We start from the raw sequence: 17,282 nt of genomic DNA, 5'->3' as shown, positions 1-17,282 counted from the left end.
ATGGGCGATGAGACGGACTCTCAGCTGATGTTCTGCGCGCGGGTCAGGCGCGGGCCGCCGCGTACTGCTCGCGGATGACCGGGCGGTGGTCCGGCGCCGGCTCGGCGAGGGAGGTGACCTCCCAGGTCGGGCGCGCGCCGGTCAGCGCCCAGGCGGCCTGCACCGCGGCGCCGTCGGCGACGTACTCGCCCGGCGTCGGCACGACCACGGGCACGTCGAAGACCTGCGAGGCCGCCAGCTGCACGGCGCTGTTCTGCGCCGCCCCGCCGATCAGCAGGATGCGCCGCGCCTCGACGCCCTGCGCCCGCACCGCGTCCAGGCCGTCGGCGAGGCCGCAGAGCATGCCCTCGATCGCCGCGCGCGCCAGGTTCGGCCGCGTGGTCGACGCGATCGTCATCCCGTGCAGGCTCGCCGTCGCGTCGGGCAGGTTCGGCGTCCGCTCGCCCTCGAAGTAGGGGACGAGCACGAGGCCGCCGGAGCCCGGCTCCGCCTCGAGCGCGAGCGCCGAGAAGGCGTCGAAGTCGCTGCCGAGCAGCCCGGCCGTCGAGGCCAGCACTCGCGCCGCGTTCAGCGTCGCGACCAGCGGCAGGAACCGACCGCTCGCGTCCGCGAACCCCGCGACCGTCCCGGAGGCGTCGCGCACCGGGTCCTCCGTCACCGCGAAGACCGTGCCGCTGGTGCCGATGCTCACCACGACGTCGCCGGGACCCGCACCGAGTCCGAGCGCCGCGCCGGCGTTGTCGCCCGCGCCGGGACCGACGACGAGACCGCTCTCGGTCGTGCCGGCCTGCTCCGACGGGCCGAGCACGCGGGGGAGGAGCGCCCGGTGGCCGAGCGCGCGCTCGAGCAGGTCGAGGTCGTAGCCGTCGGCGCCCCAGTACGAGGTGCCGGAGGCGTCGGAGCGGTCGGTGGTCAGCGCGTCCAGCTGCGCCCCGCGCGCGGAGTCGGGGCCGTAGCCGAGCAGGCGCCAGGTCAGCCAGTCGTGCGGGAGCGCCACGGCCGCGACGCGCGCCGCGTTCTCCGGCTCGGCGTCGCGCAGCCAGCGCAGCTTGGTGGCGGTGAAGGAGGCGACCGGGACGGTGCCGGTGCGCTGGGCCCAGGCGTCGGCGCCGAGCTCCTCGATCAGCTCGCAGGCCGCGCCGGCGCTGCGGGTGTCGTTCCAGAGCAGCGCGGGCCGGATCACCTGCCCGTCCGCGTCGAGCACGACCATGCCGTGCTGCTGCCCGCCGACCGAGATCGCGGCGACGTCGTCGAGTCCGCCCGCGTCCGCGAGCGCGACCTGCAGCGCCTCCCACCACGCGGCCGGGTCGACCTCGGTCCCGTCCGGGTGCGCGGCGCGCCCGGTGCGGACCACGGCTCCCGTGTCGAGGTCGCGGACGACCACCTTGCAGCTCTGGGTGGACGAGTCGATCCCTGCGACGAGCGTCATCGCCGTCTCCGTTCGTTGTGGCGGGTGCGGAGGCGCGGCCTCCGCTGAAGTCGGGGCGAGGTGGCGGTGCCACCGTCGAGTGGAAGGGCGGAGGCGGTGCCTCCGCGGAGGAGATGCGGGGGAGGGCCGGAGCCGTCACCCCGGCATGCGAGAACGGACGAGACCCCCTGCCGAGGCAGAGGATCCCGTCCGTCTCAGGACGTCCCGCGGTGAACCGCGGGAGCGGCCGGGTGGGTCAGCCGCGCGCGCCGAGCAGGTGCTCGGTCGCGAGCTGCTGCAGGCGGACGAAGCCGAAGCCCTTGCCGCCGAGGTACGCGTCGGTGTCGAACGACTCGTAGGACGCGCTGTCCGCGAGCAGGTCGTCGTACGACTCGCCCTCGTTCAGCGTCGGGGTCGACAGCTCGCCGACCTTCGACGCCGCGAGCGCCTCCTGGACCTCGGGGTCGGCGCGGAAGGCCGCCGCGCGCTCCTTGAGCAGCAGGTAGGTGCGCATGTTGGCCGCGGCCGAGTCCCAGACGCCGGTCTCGTCCTCGGTGCGCGAGGGCTTGTAGTCGAAGTGGCGCGGGCCGTCGTAGGCCGGGACGCCGCCGGGGCCGCCGTTCTCCAGGAGGTCGACGAGCGAGAACGCGTTGTGCAGGTCGCCGTGACCGAAGACGAGGTCCTGGTCGTACTTGATGCCGCGCTGACCGTTGAGGTCGATGTGGAAGAGCTTGCCGTGGTACAGCGCCTGGGCGATGCCGGCCGTGAAGTTCAGGCCCGCCATCTGCTCGTGGCCGACCTCGGGGTTCACGCCGACGAGCTCGGGGCGCTCGAGCGAGTCGATGAACGCGATCGCGTGGCCGAGGGTCGGCAGCAGGATGTCGCCGCGGGGCTCGTTGGGCTTGGGCTCGATCGCGAAGCGGATGTCGTAGCCCTTGTCGGTGACGTAGTCGCCGAGCAGGTTGACGGCTTCGCGGTAGCGCTCGAGGGCCGCGCGGATGTCCTTGGCGGAGTCGTACTCGGCGCCCTCGCGGCCGCCCCACATCACGAAGGTCTGCGCGCCGAGCTCGGCGGCGAGGTCGATGTTGCGGAGGACCTTGCGCAGCGCGAAGCGGCGCACGTCGCGGTCGTTCGAGGTGAAGCCGCCGTCCTTGAAGACCGGGGCGCTGAAGAGGTTGGTCGTCACCATCGGGACGATCAGGCCGGTGGACTCGAGCGCGCCCTTGAGGCGGTCGATCTCGGTCTGGCGCTCGGCGTCGGTCGAGCCGAACGCGAAGAGGTCGTCGTCGTGGAAGGTGAGGCCGTAGGCGCCGAGCTCGCTCAGCTTCTCGACCGCGTGCACGGTGTCGAGGGGCTTGCGGGTCGGGCCGCCGAACGGGTCCGTCCCGTTGTAGCCGATGGTCCAGAGGCCGAACGAGAACTTGTCGGCGCGGGTGGGGGTCAGGGACATTGATCCGAATCCTTTCCGGCGACGTCGCCGAATTGTTGTTGCGCCCAACATATCGATCGGCGGCGTGCGGCGCAACGGTCGTCGCGACGTGTCGCGCGGTGGTGCTCCTCGATCGACGCGACGTCTCGCGACACTGTGCCCCTCGATCGACGCGACGTCTCGCGACGATATGTGGCGTGGCCCGACGAATTCCTTGCGGAAGCGTTTCGACTGTGCGTACAGTGCTCAGCAGCAACCCGGTCGAAGCGTTTCGAAGCACTGCTCTCCCGAGCAGGGCGGAGCGGCCGGGCACCGACGACGAGGTCCGGCAGGAGGAACGATGGCGAGCATCCACGACGTCGCCCGCGTGGCCGGAGTCTCGATCAGCACCGTCTCCTACGCCCTCTCCGGCAAGCGTTCGATCGCCGCCTCCACCCGCCAGCGGGTCGACGAGGCCGTCCGGCAGCTGGGCTACCGGCCGCACGCCGGCGCCCGCATGCTCGCCGGAGCGCGGACCCACATCCTCGCCCTCTCGGCGCCGATGCGCGGCGAGCTGCACCTGCCCACCCACATGCGCTTCGTCACCGAGGTGCTCGAGCGGGCCCGCGAGTCCGACTACGACGTCCTCCTCCTCGTCACGGACGAGGCCTCCAGCGGCATCGCCCGGGTCTCCTCCTCCTCGCTCGTCGACGGCGTCGTCCTGATGGGCGTCGACGACGAGGACGACCGCGCGGCCCTCATCCGCGCGGCCGGCGTCCCGGCGACCTTCATCGGCGTCCCGGCCGACGCGCACGACCTCGCCTGCGTCGACCTCGACTTCGCCGAGGCCGCCCGCCGCAGCGTCCGCCTGCTCGCCGAGCAGGGCCACCGCTCGATCGGCCTGATCGAGCACCCGCAGTCGTACACCGACCGCAACGCCGGCTTCGTCCGTCGCTTCGACGACGCCTTCGAGGCGGAGTGCGCGGCCCTCGGCCTCGCCCTGAGTGTCGAGCGCCCGCACATCGGCCGCGCCAGCGCGTCGGCGGCGGTCGACGCGCTGCTCACCGCCCCGGTCTCCGCCCTCGTGCTGCACTGCAACGAGCCGGTGGCGGAGGCGGCGATCGAGCGCCTCGTCGAGTGCGGCCTCTCGATCCCCGGCGACCTCTCGGTCCTCGCGGCCTGCGCGAGCTACGACGGCGCGGCGCTCCCGGTGCCGGTCAGCAGCATCCCCCTCCCGTTCGACGCGATGTGCCGCGCGGCCGTCGCCCGCACCCTCCAGCAGATCGACTCCGGCCGCACCACCGGCGTCGACCTCCTCCCGCCCCACTACGTCGACCGCGGCTCCGTCGCGCTCGCCGCGACCGGCGCCCCGGTGCCGGCCGCTCCCTGACCCCTCCCAATCCTCATCGCCTCCGCGCTCAACGCGCCGATCGTCGAAACGCTTCGACAGCTCGGCCGGTCTCAGAGAGCGCTCTTCGACTCGCACGATCCACCACTCACAGCCCTCGTCCACAGCCCCGCGGCACCGTTTGAAGGAGAACTCCCGCTATGTCGCTTCGTCCCCGCACCGCCTTCCACCGCCCCTCCGCCGCCACCGTCGGTTCCCTGAGCCGCCGCGGCCTGATCGCCGGCGGTGTCGGCATCGGCGCGATGTTCGCGCTCGCCGCCTGCTCCGGAGGCGGCTCCGACGCCGGCTCCGACGCCCTCGCCACCGACGTCGACGGTGCCGGCCGCACCCTGACCATGTGGGACTTCGAGACCCCCGACAGCGACCGCGGCATCGCCTGGCTCGCCGCCCGCGACATCTTCACCAAGGAGACCGGCGCCGAGATCGCCTACGAGTTCAAGGCCTTCGAGCAGCTGCGCACCGGTGCCAGCCAGATCTTCAACTCCAACTCCGCACCCGACGTCGTCGAGTACAACAAGGGCAACGCGACCAGCGGCCTGCTCTCCAGCCAGGGGCTGCTGACCAACCTCGACGAGGCCGTCGAGTTCTACGGCTGGGACAAGCTGATCCCCGGTGCCCTGCAGACCACGGCCAAGTACGACGACAAGGGCATCATGGGCTCCGGCTCCTGGTACGGCATCCCCAACTACGGCGAGTTCACGTTCGTCTACTACAACAAGGACGTCTTCGCGGCGAACGGCCTCGAGGTCCCCACCACCTACGACGAGTTCACCGCCGTGCTCGACGCCTTCGTCGCCAAGGGCATCACGCCGCTCGCCGAGGCCGGCGCGGAGTACCCGCTGCAGCAGCTCTTCTACCAGCTCGCGCTGCTGAAGGCCGACCGCCAGTGGATCACCGACTACCAGACCTACACCGGCGAGGTCGACTTCGAGGACGCGGCCTGGAGCTACGCGGCCGACCAGCTGCAGACCTACGTCGACAAGGGCTACTTCTCTGCCGACGCCTCCGGGCTCAAGGCGGAGGACGCGGGCACCGCCTTCATCTCGGGCGAGTACCCGATCTTCTTCTCGGGCTCGTGGTGGTTCGGCCGCTTCAAGACCGAGATCACCGGCTTCGAGTGGGACACCTTCCTCTTCCCGGGCGCCGAGTTCACGATGGGCTCCGCCGGCAACCACTGGGTCATCCCCGAGACGGCGAAGAACAAGGACCTCGCCTACAAGTGGATCGACATCACGATGCGCCCCGAGATCCAGAACCTCATCGGCAACAACGGCGGCATCCCGCTGGTCGTCGACGAGACCGCGATCACCGACGAGAAGAGCAAGGCGCTGCTCTCGCAGTGGAAGACGGTCGTCGACGAGGACCAGCTCTCCTTCTACCCGGACTGGCCCACCGCCACCTTCTACGACGACCTCGTCGCCGCCTCGCAGGAGCTCATCAACGGCTCGGTCGACCCCAGCGGAATGCTGACGGAGCTGCAGGGCAAGTACGACGACGGCGTGGCCGACATCAAGTAACCGCAAGGTCGTCCCGTTCCGCGAGATGCCACTTGTGCACGCGACACGCCGTGAAAGCCGTGCACAAGTGGCATCTCGCGTCACCCCAGGCTCCGCCGCCCCCACACGACAGCACACGTTCAAGGAGTACCCATGACGACGACCGTTCCGCGTCGCGCGGAGAGCGCCCCGCCGCCTCCCACAGCGGAGAAGCCGCCCCGCGAGAAGCGCTCCGGCGGCTACTGGCTGTACCTGATCCCGGGCTTCGTGCTCTTCGTGTTCATCGTGCTGATCCCGCTGATCTGGAACATCTACATCAGCTTCACGTCGTGGCGCGGCATCAAGCCGCCGATCTTCATCGGGCTCGACAACTGGATCGAGCTGATGGGCGACGACCAGTTCTGGACCTCGTTCCTCAACTCCGTCTACATGATCATCGCGATGGTGATCGTGCCGACGATCCTCGGCCTCCTCCTCGCCGCGATCCTCTTCGATCTCGTCGGCAAGAAGTTCGGCGGCCGGATCGCCTCCTTCCTCCGCGCGACCTACTACCTCCCGCAGATCCTGCCGACGGTCATCGCCGCCATCGTGATCGGCTGGATCCTCCGCCCGGACAACGGCGCCCTCAATTCGATCCTCGAGGCGGTCGGCCTCGGCTCGCTCGCGCACGACTGGCTGGGCAAGCCCGACACCGCGATGCTCTCGATCATGGTCGTGATGATCTGGGTGCAGCTCGGCTACCCGGTCGTCATCTTCATGGCAGCCCTGCAGCGCGTGGACCCCGAGCTCTACGAGGCCGCCGAGCTCGACGGCGCGAACTGGTTCCAGCGCTTCCGCTGGATCACCATCTCGATCATCCGGCCCGAGGTCTTCGTCGTCACCCTCACCTGCACCATCGCGGCGCTCAAGGTCTTCGGCCCGATCTACGCGCTGACCCGCGGCGGCCCGGGCGACTCGACCATCGTGCCGAGCTACTACTCCTACACCGAGTTCTTCCAGAAGCAGCAGGTGGGCTACGGCGCCACCATCGCGACCGCGCTGACCATCGTCATCGTGATCCTGGCCGTCCTCTTCATCCGCGCGCAGGAGCGCGTCGAGCGCAGCGAAGGAGCCCGCTGATGTCGGCCATCGAAGCCCTGCCGTTCACCCAGGCCGGAACCGACGACACCGATCTGACCACGCCGAAGAAGGCGCCCAAGGCCTCGAAGGGCGCGACCAAGCGCACTCTCGGCGACTGGGCGATCCTGGTCGTGGCCGTCGTGATCGGACTCGTCATCATCAGCCCGGTGCTGCTGATCCTGCTCAACTCGTTCAAGACCCCGGCCGAGTACTCCGTGGGCGGCCCGCTCGCCTTCCCGACCGGCCTCTCCTTCGACGGCCTCTCGACCTTCTGGGAGCGGGTGAACTTCCCGGAGAAGCTCGGCAACTCGATCCTGATCTCGGGCTCGGTCGCGATCCTCGCGGTCGCCCTCTCGGTCCTCAACGCCTACGCGATCGGCATCGGCCGGGTGAAGGGCCGGAGCTGGATCATCATCCTGTTCCTGCTGGCGAACATGCTGCCGCAGGAGGCCCTGCTCTACCCGCTGTACTACATGTTCAAGGCGGTCGGGATCTACGACAGCCAGCTCTCGGTGATCATCATCTTCACCGTGATCCAGTCGGCGTTCGGCACCTATCTGCTCTCCAGCGTCTACGGCACCTTCCCGAAGGAGATCCTCGAGGCCGCGGCGCTCGACGGCGCCTCCAAGTGGCAGGTGCTCACCCGGGTGATCGTGCCGATCTCGCGGCCGACGCTCTCGGTGCTGATGATCTTCTTCTTCATCTGGACCTGGAACGAGTTCCTCATCCCGCTGGTCTTCCTGGTGAGCGACGCGACGCAGACCGTCCCGATCGCCATCTCCAGCCTCCAGGGCGACAAGATCATGGACGTCACGACGACCAGCGCGAGCGCCCTGCTGGGCCTGCTGCCGACGCTGATCTTCTTCCTGATCTTCCAGCGCACCCTGACCCGCGGCATCACCGCCGGCGCGGTCAAGTAGCCCCTTCTCACCGCGGCGCGGGTCCTTCCACCGGGGCCCGCGCCGCTGATCCCCTCGGCGCGCCCGGCCGGGAATCGAAGCGCTTCGACCTCGCTCCCGGCATCGGCCTCCCCATCAGAAAGGCACCACCCATGAAGTTCACCGACGGGTTCTGGCAGACGAGGGCCGGATTCACGCCCCTCTTCGCGCAGGAGGCGTACGACATCCGCTCCCACGGCACCTCGCTCGAGGTGATCGCCCCGACCAAGGTGATCCAGGGCCGCGGCGACGTGCTGAACCGGCCGACGCTCACCGTCACCGTGTCCTCGCCCGCGGAGGGCGTCGCGAAGGTCCGGATCGAGCACTGGCGCGGCACCGCGACCCGCCGCGGCTTCGACCTGGTCGACGACGCGGTCGGCGAGGCGAGCCTCACCGAGAACGGCGGCGTGCTGCGCACCGGCGACCTCGAGGTCCGCGTCGCGCAGGGCGCGCCCTGGTCGCTCGAGTTCTGGGACACCGCGACGAACACCCGCCTCACCGGCTCCGGGCACAAGGCCGAGGGCTACCTCACCGGCCCGGACGGGAAGGCCTACCTGCACGAGCAGCTCGACCTCGGCGTCGGCGAGCTCGTCTACGGCCTCGGCGAGCGCTTCGGCCCGTTCGTGAAGAACGGCCAGACCGTCGACGTCTGGAACGCCGACGGCGGCACCTCCTCCGAGCAGGCCTACAAGAACGTCCCCTTCTACCTCTCCAGCCGCGGCTACGGCGTCCTAATCAACGACCCGGGACTGGTCTCCTTCGAGATCGGCTCCGAGACCGTCGAGCGCGTGCAGTTCTCCGTCGGCGGCGAGGCGCTCGAGTACCTGGTGATCCAGGGCCCGACCAAGAAGGACGTGCTCCGCCGCTACACCGGGCTGGCCGGCCGCCCCGCGATCGTCCCCGCCTGGAGCTACGGCCTCTGGCTCACCACGAGCTTCACCACCAGCTACGACGAGGAGACGGTGAACTCCTTCATCGACGGCTTCGCCGAGCGCGAGCTGCCGCTGTCGGCCTTCCACTTCGACTGCTTCTGGATGCGCGAGTTCCAGTGGACCGACCTCGAGTGGGACCCGCGCACCTTCCCCGACCCGGAGGGGATCCTCGCCCGCCTGCACGAGCGCGGCCTGCACACCTGCGTCTGGATCAACCCCTACATCGCCCAGGCCTCGGCGCTCTTCGAGGAGGGCCGCGAGAAGGGCTACCTGCTGCGCACCACCGCGGGCGACGTCTGGCAGTGGGACCTGTGGGTCGCCGGCATGGCGCTGATCGACTTCACCAACCTGGAGGCGACCCGCTGGTTCCAGGACAAGCTGCGGGTCCTCGTCCGCCAGGGCGTCGACTCCTTCAAGACCGACTTCGGCGAGCGCATCCCGTCCGAGGGCGTGGCCTGGTCCGACGGCTCGGACCCCGAGGGCATGCACAACTGGTACACCCAGCTCTACAACCGCGCGGTGTTCGAGGTGCTGGAGGAGGAGCTCGGCGCGGGCCGCGCGGCGCTCTTCGCCCGCAGTGCCACCGTCGGCGGCCAGGCGCTCCCGGTGCACTGGGGCGGCGACAACACCTCCTCCTACGTCTCGATGGCCGAGACCCTGCGCGGCGGGCTCTCGCTCGCGCTCGGCGGCTTCGGCTTCTGGGCGCACGACATCGGCGGCTTCGAGGGCACGCCCGACCCGGGCGTGTTCAAGCGCTGGCTCGCCTTCGGCCTGCTCTCCTCGCATTCGCGGCTGCACGGCTCGTCCTCGGTGCGGGTGCCGTGGGTGTTCGACGAGGAGGCGGTCGACGTCACCCGGCTGTTCACCCGGCTGAAGCTCTCGCTGATGCCCTACCTCTATGCGGCGGGGGCGGAGGCGGCCCGCACCGGCACCCCGGTGATGCGGCCGATGACGCTTGAGTTCGAGGACGACCGCAACGCGGCGCACCTCGACACGCAGTACATGCTCGGGCACGACCTGCTGGTCGCGCCGGTGTTCACCCCCGACGGGTCGGTCGAGTTCTACCTGCCGCGCGGGCGCTGGACCAGCTGGTGGACGGGCGAGAGCACCGACTCGGCGGGGGAGTGGCGCCGCGAGGTGCACGGCTTCGACTCGCTGCCGCTCTACGTCCGCGAGGGCGCGGTGATCCCGGTCGGCGCGCGCAGCGACGTCGCCGAGTACGACTACGTCGACGGGCTGGAGCTGCGGGTGTTCCCCGGCTCGGACGGCGACACGGTCGTGCGGGTGCCGGCGCACGACTCGGCCGCGGAGACGGTGTTCACGGTGACCCGTTCGGGTGGCGACGTGAGCATCGACGCGCCCGCCGGCAGCTGGACCTGGACCCGCGCGGGGTCCTGACCGCCGGGGCCCGCGCACAACATCAGCTGAGAGAGGGGTCCCTCCTCTGTGGAGGGAGGGACCCCCTTCTCAGCTGATGTTGTGCGGCCGGAAGCGCCCGCACCCGCGGATAGGCTGGCCACGGAGAGCAGAGGAGACCGCGGAATGGCCGAGAACGCGACGCGCGGCAACAACCTCGACCGGGTCCGCCGGCACAACCTCTCCGCGCTCCTGCGCCTCGTGCACCGCGGGGGCCCGCGCTCCCGCTCGCAGCTGACCCGTCTCACCGGGCTCAACCGCTCCACCATCGCCGCCCTCGTCGGCGAGCTGGTCGAGCTGGGCCTCGTGCGCGAGCTGCAGCCCGAGACCCTCAACCAGGTGGGCCGGCCGAGCCCGATCGTCGAGACCGATCCGCGGGTCGTCGCTATCGCGGTGAACCCGGAGATCGACGCCGTCACCGTCGCGATCGTCGGCCTGGACGCCGAGGTGCGCCGCCGCATCCGCCGCACCGCCGCCGTGCCGAGCGCCGAGGCCGCGGCGGCGCTCGCGGCCGGCGCCATCGCCGAGCTGGTCGCCGAGCTGCCGGCGGACGCCCGCACCGTCGGCATCGGCGTCGCCGTCCCCGGTCTCGTCCGGGACGCCGACGGCCTGGTCCGGGTCGGTCCGCACCTCGGCTGGACCGACGAGCCGTTCTCCCGGATGCTCGCCGAGGCGACCGGACTGCCGGTGCTCTCGGCCAACGACGCGAATCTCGGCGCACTCGCCGAGAGCGTCCTCGGCGCCGGGCGTGACGTGTCCCACCTCGTCTACCTCAACGGCGGCGCGAGCGGCGTCGGCGCCGGCGTGATCGTCGGCGGCACCACGCTGCACGGGATCGACGGATACGCGGGCGAGATCGGCCACACCCTCGTCAACAGCGCCGGCGTCGACTGCCACTGCGGCGCGGTCGGCTGCCTCGAGACCGAGGTCGGCCGCGCCGAGCTGCTGCGGGTGCTCGGCCTCGACGAGAGCGCCGACGTGAGCGAGCGGCTCGAGGAGGCGCTCGCCGCCTCGAGCGATCCTGCGGTGCGTGCGGAGGTGGAGCGGCAGCTCGGGCACCTCGCCGTGGCGCTGCGCAACGTCGTCAACATCTTCAACCCGCAGCTGGTGGTGCTCGGCGGGTTCCTCGGCGCGCTCGTCGGCGTCGCACCGGGCTTCCTCGAGGAGCGCCTGGGCCGCGGCGGGCCGTTCCGGGTGGCGCTCGACTCCGTGCGCATCGCCCGCACCGAGCTCGGCGCCGACCTGCTGATGCTCGGCGCGGCCGAGCTGGCCTTCGAGCGCCTGCTCGCCGATCCGCTCACCGCCGAGCTGCACCCGGCCGGCGGCGCGCGGCCTGCGGCCTGAGCGGCTTTCAGTCGCCAGCGAGGGGAGCCGCCGCTACGGACAGCGGCGGCTCAACAAATCAGTATCTTAGCCGCGCGTTGAGTCACGATCCTGCTCCGTCAATAACCGCAGATATGCAAAGTCCAAACTCCTCAATTCGAAGCCACCTGCGCCACGAGTGAGTCGCATTTAGACGCATTCTTAAAAAGACTGGTGATGTAATTTGCTGGGTACAATTTTGTGACGGCCGCGATCAGTGATTCCAAAGCTTCCTTCGTTTTCACGGGAATCGAGTCGATAAGATTCTCGAAGGTTTTTGACTCCATCTCCCGTCCGAAAGAGTTGAGTCCACCAAGGTCCCTCATCACGATGTGAGCAATTATTCGGTTGCCCTGCTGGGCAACTGCGCGATCTCTGCCCAGTAGTTCGGACCTCAGTGCGAGGAGTGCCGTTTCGATTGCACGATAGATCACCACTGATTGCCAAAGTTCGAAAACGGTCCTTTTCGAGTTGAACAACTGCGGATAATAACGACCATCACGTTCCTCGAGGCGGCCAATGGCACTCTTGGCTAAAACTGCGAAAGTGCTATCCTCTTTCGCGCAGGCCAGGGAAATAATTGCCTCTTGAACTGTGCAGCCTTGATCCGGCTTGGGAGCGATCTCGCCTCTGCGAAATACATAGCTCTTTTTCAACGACAGAACCATATCCGTTCGAAGCCGGTCTTGTTCTGGATCGAGAGATAGGAAGTCTCGACTTTCGACGGAGTTCTGCGTATTAGTCGTTCGAGTGACCTCCGTTGCGAATCCATCTGGGGCATCTCGAAGACTGATTATCCGTATCCAAACGGACACATTCCCAAGTTTTTCGGGAGCGGATCGAGCGACGTTCGCGATGCTGGAGACCGTCTGAGCCCCGTTTACGATGCTAAGACCCTTGATCTGGAAATCTCCCGACTGCCGACTGGCGCCGCCGCGCATCGTCTTGTCGACACTTTCAGACAGAACAGTTATGCCGTTATTGAAATACCAAAAATTCTGAGGCTCATCGGTCAGTGTCTTTATCAAAGAGCTATTAACTGGCGTGGCGCCAAGTGCCTTCCGCAGATTCTGATCGAAGAGCTGCCCGCCATATTGCTTGTACCAACTTGCGACTGTCGCCGCTTCAATCAGTCCATAATAGGCAGTGTAGGGATCGGTAAGCAGTCCCCAATTGAGAAGCGTGACGTCCATGTCTATCTTTGCACCTCCGGATCCGGAGGTCAGAAACCGCCGCAGGTCCGCGAGCCCTAAGTGAGAAATGGCGAGAAGTTCGCTGATCTCGTTCATCTCTTCAATAAAGTCATCGAGCGCAGTCTGGGGCTCCTGTGCCAAGGTCGATGAGCCAGTTACCGCGATTGCAAGGTTCACAGAAACGTTCACGTTGTCAAAAGCGGATTCGACTTGCGGAAGGATGTTAGCAAACTTGCTGTTGAATCTGTCGTATCTGCTGTCCATCAGATACTTGATTCCTCCAATAGTGTTGCGGAGATCACCGAGGCCAATAGAGCCGGTTCCCTCATCGTGCCACTTACTTTGAACGACAAAAATGGCACTCGTGGTTGGCTGCACATAAAGCGCATCGATCCCGCAGTCGCCGGATCCGTCTGTGACGTGATTAGCCGCATCTGCGTCGCTGAGGCCTGGCACTAGGCAAACGAGGGCATAGGCTGCAAGACCTCGCGTCTTGATCGCCATTGAGCGCTGAGCTTGCGATGCTGACTTAACGTCGGAGATGTCAAGTAGATGAGTAAATCGACGCTCAATCTCTGTAGCAATGTGGGCCGTGTATATCCGGGTGATGGCGGTCATGCGAGTCCGTTCTACTTTTGAAACCGTCGTCGAGTGAACCTGATGTTAGCGACGCGAGCGGTGAGCGCAAGGACGTTCACTAAGTTCTGGCCGCTGTAGGACGATCCCACTTTTTTCGGATTGGGTAGTTTTTACTAGCGCGGGTTGGGTGCTCGTCAGGAGCTTGATGGCATCGAGAGGCCAGCGCTGACTGTTGCGCGACTCTGGGAAGCGTCGCTCGATCTGCGTGGACCGGCGTGGGGCCGGCGTGCCTAGCCTGCCGCCGTGACGCCTTGCCGAGCTGGTGAGCGTTGTGCTCCTGCGACCTCGAAGGCGCGAGTGTGATGCGAGCCCTTGCGCGACACCCGGTCGAATTGATTCGATAGTCAGGGAATGAATCCGGTCTCCCGTCGCTTGGCGGTAGAGGCGGTGCCCTTCCGCACACCCCTCTCCCTCCTCCGCTCTGCGCTCCGCAGGAAGGCTCCGTGACCTCTCTCGCCCCGACCCCCACCGGCTCGATCCCCGTGCACCGGCACGCCGGCGACGCCCTGACCAACCGTCAGCGCCTCGTCTACGTGATCGTCCTCGGCGCGCTCACCGCGCTCGGTCCGTTCACGATCGACCTCTACCTCCCCGCGTTCCCCGCGCTGCAGAGCGAGCTGAACGTGTCGGAGGCGGCGGTGCAGCTGACCCTCACCGGCACGACCCTCGGCTTCGCGCTCGGGCAGCTGGTCGTCGGGCCGTGGAGCGACATGGTCGGCCGCCGGCTGCCGATCCTGCTCGCGACCTCGCTGCACGTGCTGGCCTGCGTCGGCGCGGCGTTCGCCCCCGAGATCGTCTCGCTCGGCGTCTTCCGCTTCCTGATGGGAGCCGGCGCCGCAGCGGGCGGTGTCGTCGCGATGGCGATGGTCCGCGACCTGTTCGGCGGGCGTCCGCTGGTGAAGATGCTGTCGCGGCTCGCGCTGGTCTCGGGCCTCGCGCCCGTGCTCGCGCCGGTGATCGGCTCGCAGCTGCTGCTGGTGATGGACTGGCGCGGCATCTTCGTCTTCCTGGCCGCCTACGGCCTGCTGGTGATGCTGGCGGTCGCGCTGCTGATCGTCGAGACGCGTCCCCGGGTCGCCCGCGCCGACCGCGAATCCCGCTCGCTCGTGCAGCGCTACCGCGCGGTCCTCAGCGACCGGGTCTTCGTCGGCGTCGCGATCATCGGCGGCATGACCTTCGGCGGTCTGTTCACCTACCTGTCCAGCTCGTCGTTCCTCTTCCAGGGGCTCTACGGACTCGACGCGCAGCAGTACGGCCTGCTCTTCGCGGTGAACTCGCTCGGCGTGGTCTCGGGCGTCCAGGCGTCCTCGTACCTCAGCCGCCGCGGCGTGGGACCGCAGTGGATCCTCGCGATCACCACGGTCACGCTCTTCGTCACCGCCGGGCTGATCGCGCTCTTCGACGGCCTGGGCTTCGGCATCTGGGGCACGCTCGTGCCGCTCTGGTTCTTCATCGCCTCCTGCGGCTTCAGCTTCCCCTGCGTGCAGGTGCTCGGCCTGGTCAACCACGGCCGCGAGGCGGGCACCGCGGCGTCGCTGCTGGGCGCGGTGAACTTCGGCACCGCCGGCATCCTCTCGCCGATCTCCGGCCTCTTCGGCGCCGAGTCGGCCGTGCCGATGGCCGGCGTGATGATGGCCACCGCCGCCGTCTCGATCCTGGCGCTCTGGCTCGTCGTCCGCCCCCGGACGGTCCCGGCCCTGCAGGACTGACCCGCCGGGCTGGACCTCCGGCTCGCGGAACCGGCCCCGGCTCGCCGGATCCTCGGATTCGGGCGTGCCGGAGCGCGTTCCGCGTGCCGGAGGTGCCACCGCATGACCTCCGGCTCGCGGAATCGGCCTCGGCTCGCGGGAACGCCCTCTTCCGACGTGCCGGACGCGTTCTGGCGAGCCGGAGGTGCCCGCGGATGACCTGGGGCTCGTGGAATCGATTCCAGCTCGTAGAAACGCACCGATTCGACCTGCCGGACGCGTTTCAGCGTGCCGGAGGTGTCCGCGGCTGATCTCCGGCTCGTCGTCCCGGCTTCGGCTCGCGGAAACGCGCCGCTTGCACGCGCCGAACGCGGTTCTGCGAGCCGAACGCGTCCGCTCGGGATCTCCGGCTCGTGGAATCGGCTCCGGCTCGCGGAAGCGCACCGATCCGACGTGCCGGAGACGATTCCGCGTGCCGGAAGTGCTCGCGGCTGATCTCCGGCTCGTCACTCCAGCTCCGGCTCGCTGGAACACACCGCTCCGACGTGCCCGACGCGATTCCGCGAGCCGGACATCGCCGCCCCGCCCGCAAGCCCCAGCGCGTGAACGGCCGGCGACGGCATCATGTCCGGATGGATCCTCGCCACGACCCCCTGAAGAGCGAGCCCGGCGTCGCCCAGCCCGACGCCGTGCAGCGCGAGCGCCTACACCGGCGCGCCCCCTCGGACGACGTCGTCTCGAAGGTCCTCACCACGGAGGCCGCCCGGCACGTCTCACGCCGCTGGCCGCTGATCTCCGCCTCGATCGCGCTGGTCGTGACGATCGTCCTCGCCGTGATCATCGCCTTCCGCCCCACCAGCGCGTTCTCGTTCGACGTCGAGTGGATGGACGAGATCGTCGAGCACCGCTCGAGCGTCTGGGACGTCCCGGCGCTCATCATGAACACCGTCGGCGCCGGCATCGTCGGCACGGCGATCATCCCGGTCGCCATCATCATCGTGCTGCTGGTCTTCCGCCGGCGCTGGGCCGCCCTCTACTACGCGCTCGCCGCCCTCGTCAGCGTCGGCGCGACCCAGCTCGTGAAGGAGCTGGTCGGCCGCGCCCGCCCCGAGGACATGCTGGTCACCAGCGACTACGGCTCCTTCCCCTCCGGCCACACCGCGAACGCCTCGACCACCGCGATGGTGCTCGCCCTGGTCTTCCCGCTGCTCTGGGTCTGGATCGCCGGCTTCCTCTACACCGTCGCGATGATGGCCAGCCGCACCTACCTCGGCGCGCACTGGCTCACCGACACGATCGGCGGCCTCCTCCTCGGCCTCGCCGTCGCCCTGATCGTCTGGGCCCCCCTGGCCGGCCGCCTCCGCACCGAGTCCGAGCTCCCGCACCCGCCGATCTGGATCCGCCGCACGCACTGACCCCTCCCGCGAGATGCCACTTATGCGCGCGACACGCCGTGAAAAGTGCTCATAAGTGGCATCTCGCGGCGGGGGTCAGAAGTCGCGCAGGCCGTCCAGCTCGTTGAAGGTGTAGACGTGCAGGCCGGCGAGGCGGTCGCCCGCGGCCGCTTCGAGCCGGCCGACGAACGCGGCGGGGTCGAAGCGGCGGCCGCGCAGCAGCCCGCCCGCGACCGACGTGCTCCGCTGGAGGAAGCCGAGCGACGACCCGACGCCGATCCGTGCGCCCAGCGAGAGCAGCCGCACCCGCTCGACCGGCCCCGGCACTCCGGCCCACAGCTCCGCGTCGATCCCGTCCGCGCGCAGCCGGTCGGCGTAGCGGACCACCGCGTCCACGTCGAAGCACATCTGCGTGACGATCCCGCGGAGGTACGGCGCCCGCTCGCGCAGGTGCTTCGCGATGCTCTCGTCCGACAGGTGCGGGTGCCCCTCCGGGTAGCCGGCGATGTCGACGGCCAGCTCGGGCCGCAGCTCGCGGGCGTCGCGGATCAGCTCGAGCGACGTCGAGTAGCTGCCGGCGGCGCTCCTCGCGTCGCCCGAGATCACGAACGCCTCGTCGATCCCCGCGTCCCGCATCCGCCCGAGTGCGCGCTCCAGCGCCTCGCGACCCTCCACGTTCCGCGCAGCGAGGTGCGGCACGACCCGGAAGCCCCGGCCGGCCAGCTCCACCGCGGAGTCGATCGTCCGCTCGGTCCCGTGCTTCGGCAGGCTCGTGACGGTGAGCGTCACCGCGGCCGGATCGGGGAACGCCCGCTCCGCTTTCTCGCCGATGCCGTCCGACGGGATGATCTCGAAGCGCGCCCTGGTCATCCGCCCAGCCT

12 protein-coding genes are annotated in these 17,282 nt (G+C 68.9%); 8 read left to right on the top strand and 4 right to left on the bottom strand.

The genetic code is table 11. The annotated features are described in order from the left end of the window. Nucleotides 1-43: 43 nt before the first annotated feature. Nucleotides 44-1,429 carry a xylulokinase gene (gene xylB / locus EDF35_RS17460; protein WP_133963262.1) on the bottom strand — a complete coding sequence of 462 codons (1,386 nt, stop codon included), beginning with the start codon at nt 1,427-1,429 and terminating at the stop codon, nt 44-46. A 235-nt stretch (nt 1,430-1,664) separates the two neighbouring features. Then, entirely contained in the window at nt 1,665-2,858 is a 1,194-nt protein-coding gene (gene xylA / locus EDF35_RS17455) for a xylose isomerase (RefSeq protein ID WP_123705231.1), read from the bottom strand. Between the two features lie 319 nt (nt 2,859-3,177). Between xylA and EDF35_RS17450 the strand changes: the two genes are divergently transcribed. The 6 genes from EDF35_RS17450 (at nt 3,178) to EDF35_RS17425 (ending at nt 11,469) form a co-directional block, all read left to right on the top strand. Then, entirely contained in the window at nt 3,178-4,206 is a 1,029-nt protein-coding gene (locus tag EDF35_RS17450; protein WP_166674154.1) for a LacI family DNA-binding transcriptional regulator, read from the top strand. A gap of 158 nt (nt 4,207-4,364) precedes the next feature. After that, nucleotides 4,365-5,741 (top strand): extracellular solute-binding protein, encoded by a 1,377-nt coding sequence (locus tag EDF35_RS17445; protein WP_243582285.1) that lies wholly within the window; start codon nt 4,365-4,367, stop codon nt 5,739-5,741. 132 nt (nt 5,742-5,873) lie between these two features. After that, nucleotides 5,874-6,839, top strand: a complete 966-nt coding sequence (locus EDF35_RS17440; protein WP_123447720.1) for a sugar ABC transporter permease — start codon at nt 5,874-5,876, stop codon at nt 6,837-6,839. Continuing rightward, nucleotides 6,839-7,759: a carbohydrate ABC transporter permease gene (locus EDF35_RS17435; RefSeq protein WP_123447719.1), complete on the top strand. Its 921-nt coding sequence runs from the start codon at nt 6,839-6,841 to the stop codon at nt 7,757-7,759. Before EDF35_RS17440 ends, EDF35_RS17435 begins: the two co-directional genes overlap by 1 nt. 131 nt (nt 7,760-7,890) lie before the next feature. Next, entirely contained in the window at nt 7,891-10,107 is a 2,217-nt protein-coding gene (gene yicI / locus EDF35_RS17430; protein ID WP_133963260.1) for an alpha-xylosidase, read from the top strand. A 144-nt stretch (nt 10,108-10,251) separates the two neighbouring features. Continuing rightward, entirely contained in the window at nt 10,252-11,469 is a 1,218-nt protein-coding gene (locus EDF35_RS17425; protein ID WP_133963259.1) for an ROK family transcriptional regulator, read from the top strand. A 131-nt stretch (nt 11,470-11,600) separates the two neighbouring features. Here EDF35_RS17425 and EDF35_RS17420 read toward each other — a convergent pair whose 3' ends face one another. After that, entirely contained in the window at nt 11,601-13,298 is a 1,698-nt protein-coding gene (locus tag EDF35_RS17420; RefSeq protein WP_133963258.1) for an AIPR family protein, read from the bottom strand. A gap of 464 nt (nt 13,299-13,762) precedes the next feature. Here EDF35_RS17420 and EDF35_RS17415 point away from each other — a divergent pair, with 464 nt between their 5' ends. Beyond that, a complete protein-coding gene (locus EDF35_RS17415) occupies nt 13,763-15,028 on the top strand; it encodes a multidrug effflux MFS transporter (protein WP_208323096.1) in 1,266 nt (421 codons plus the stop codon). A gap of 611 nt (nt 15,029-15,639) precedes the next feature. Further along, on the top strand, nt 15,640-16,422 hold the full coding sequence (locus tag EDF35_RS17410; RefSeq protein WP_133963257.1) for a phosphatase PAP2 family protein: 783 nt from the start codon (nt 15,640-15,642) through the stop codon (nt 16,420-16,422). Nucleotides 16,423-16,497: 75 nt separating this feature from the next. Here EDF35_RS17410 and EDF35_RS17405 read toward each other — a convergent pair whose 3' ends face one another. Beyond that, a complete protein-coding gene (locus EDF35_RS17405; RefSeq protein ID WP_133963256.1) occupies nt 16,498-17,271 on the bottom strand; it encodes a methylenetetrahydrofolate reductase in 774 nt (257 codons plus the stop codon). Between the last annotated feature and the right edge of the window lie 11 nt (nt 17,272-17,282).

It is taken from the genome of Rathayibacter sp. PhB151 (assembly GCF_004366415.1).
GTDB classification, from domain to species: domain Bacteria; phylum Actinomycetota; class Actinomycetes; order Actinomycetales; family Microbacteriaceae; genus Rathayibacter; species Rathayibacter festucae.
Note: the sequence above shows the minus strand (reverse complement) of the source record. Positions and strands in the feature narration are given on the sequence as shown.

Coding starts and splice junctions, on each gene's coding strand:
- EDF35_RS17435 (WP_123447719.1), top strand. CDS start 6,839: ATGTCGGCCATCGAAGCCCTGCCGTTCACCCAGGCCGGAACCGACGAC.
- EDF35_RS17425 (WP_133963259.1), top strand. CDS start 10,252: ATGGCCGAGAACGCGACGCGCGGCAACAACCTCGACCGGGTCCGCCGG.
- EDF35_RS17420 (WP_133963258.1), bottom strand. CDS start 13,298: ATGACCGCCATCACCCGGATATACACGGCCCACATTGCTACAGAGATT.
- yicI (WP_133963260.1), top strand. CDS start 7,891: ATGAAGTTCACCGACGGGTTCTGGCAGACGAGGGCCGGATTCACGCCC.
- xylB (WP_133963262.1), bottom strand. CDS start 1,429: ATGACGCTCGTCGCAGGGATCGACTCGTCCACCCAGAGCTGCAAGGTG.
- EDF35_RS17410 (WP_133963257.1), top strand. CDS start 15,640: ATGGATCCTCGCCACGACCCCCTGAAGAGCGAGCCCGGCGTCGCCCAG.
- EDF35_RS17445 (WP_243582285.1), top strand. CDS start 4,365: ATGTCGCTTCGTCCCCGCACCGCCTTCCACCGCCCCTCCGCCGCCACC.
- EDF35_RS17440 (WP_123447720.1), top strand. CDS start 5,874: ATGACGACGACCGTTCCGCGTCGCGCGGAGAGCGCCCCGCCGCCTCCC.
- EDF35_RS17405 (WP_133963256.1), bottom strand. CDS start 17,271: ATGACCAGGGCGCGCTTCGAGATCATCCCGTCGGACGGCATCGGCGAG.
- xylA (WP_123705231.1), bottom strand. CDS start 2,858: ATGTCCCTGACCCCCACCCGCGCCGACAAGTTCTCGTTCGGCCTCTGG.
- EDF35_RS17450 (WP_166674154.1), top strand. CDS start 3,178: ATGGCGAGCATCCACGACGTCGCCCGCGTGGCCGGAGTCTCGATCAGC.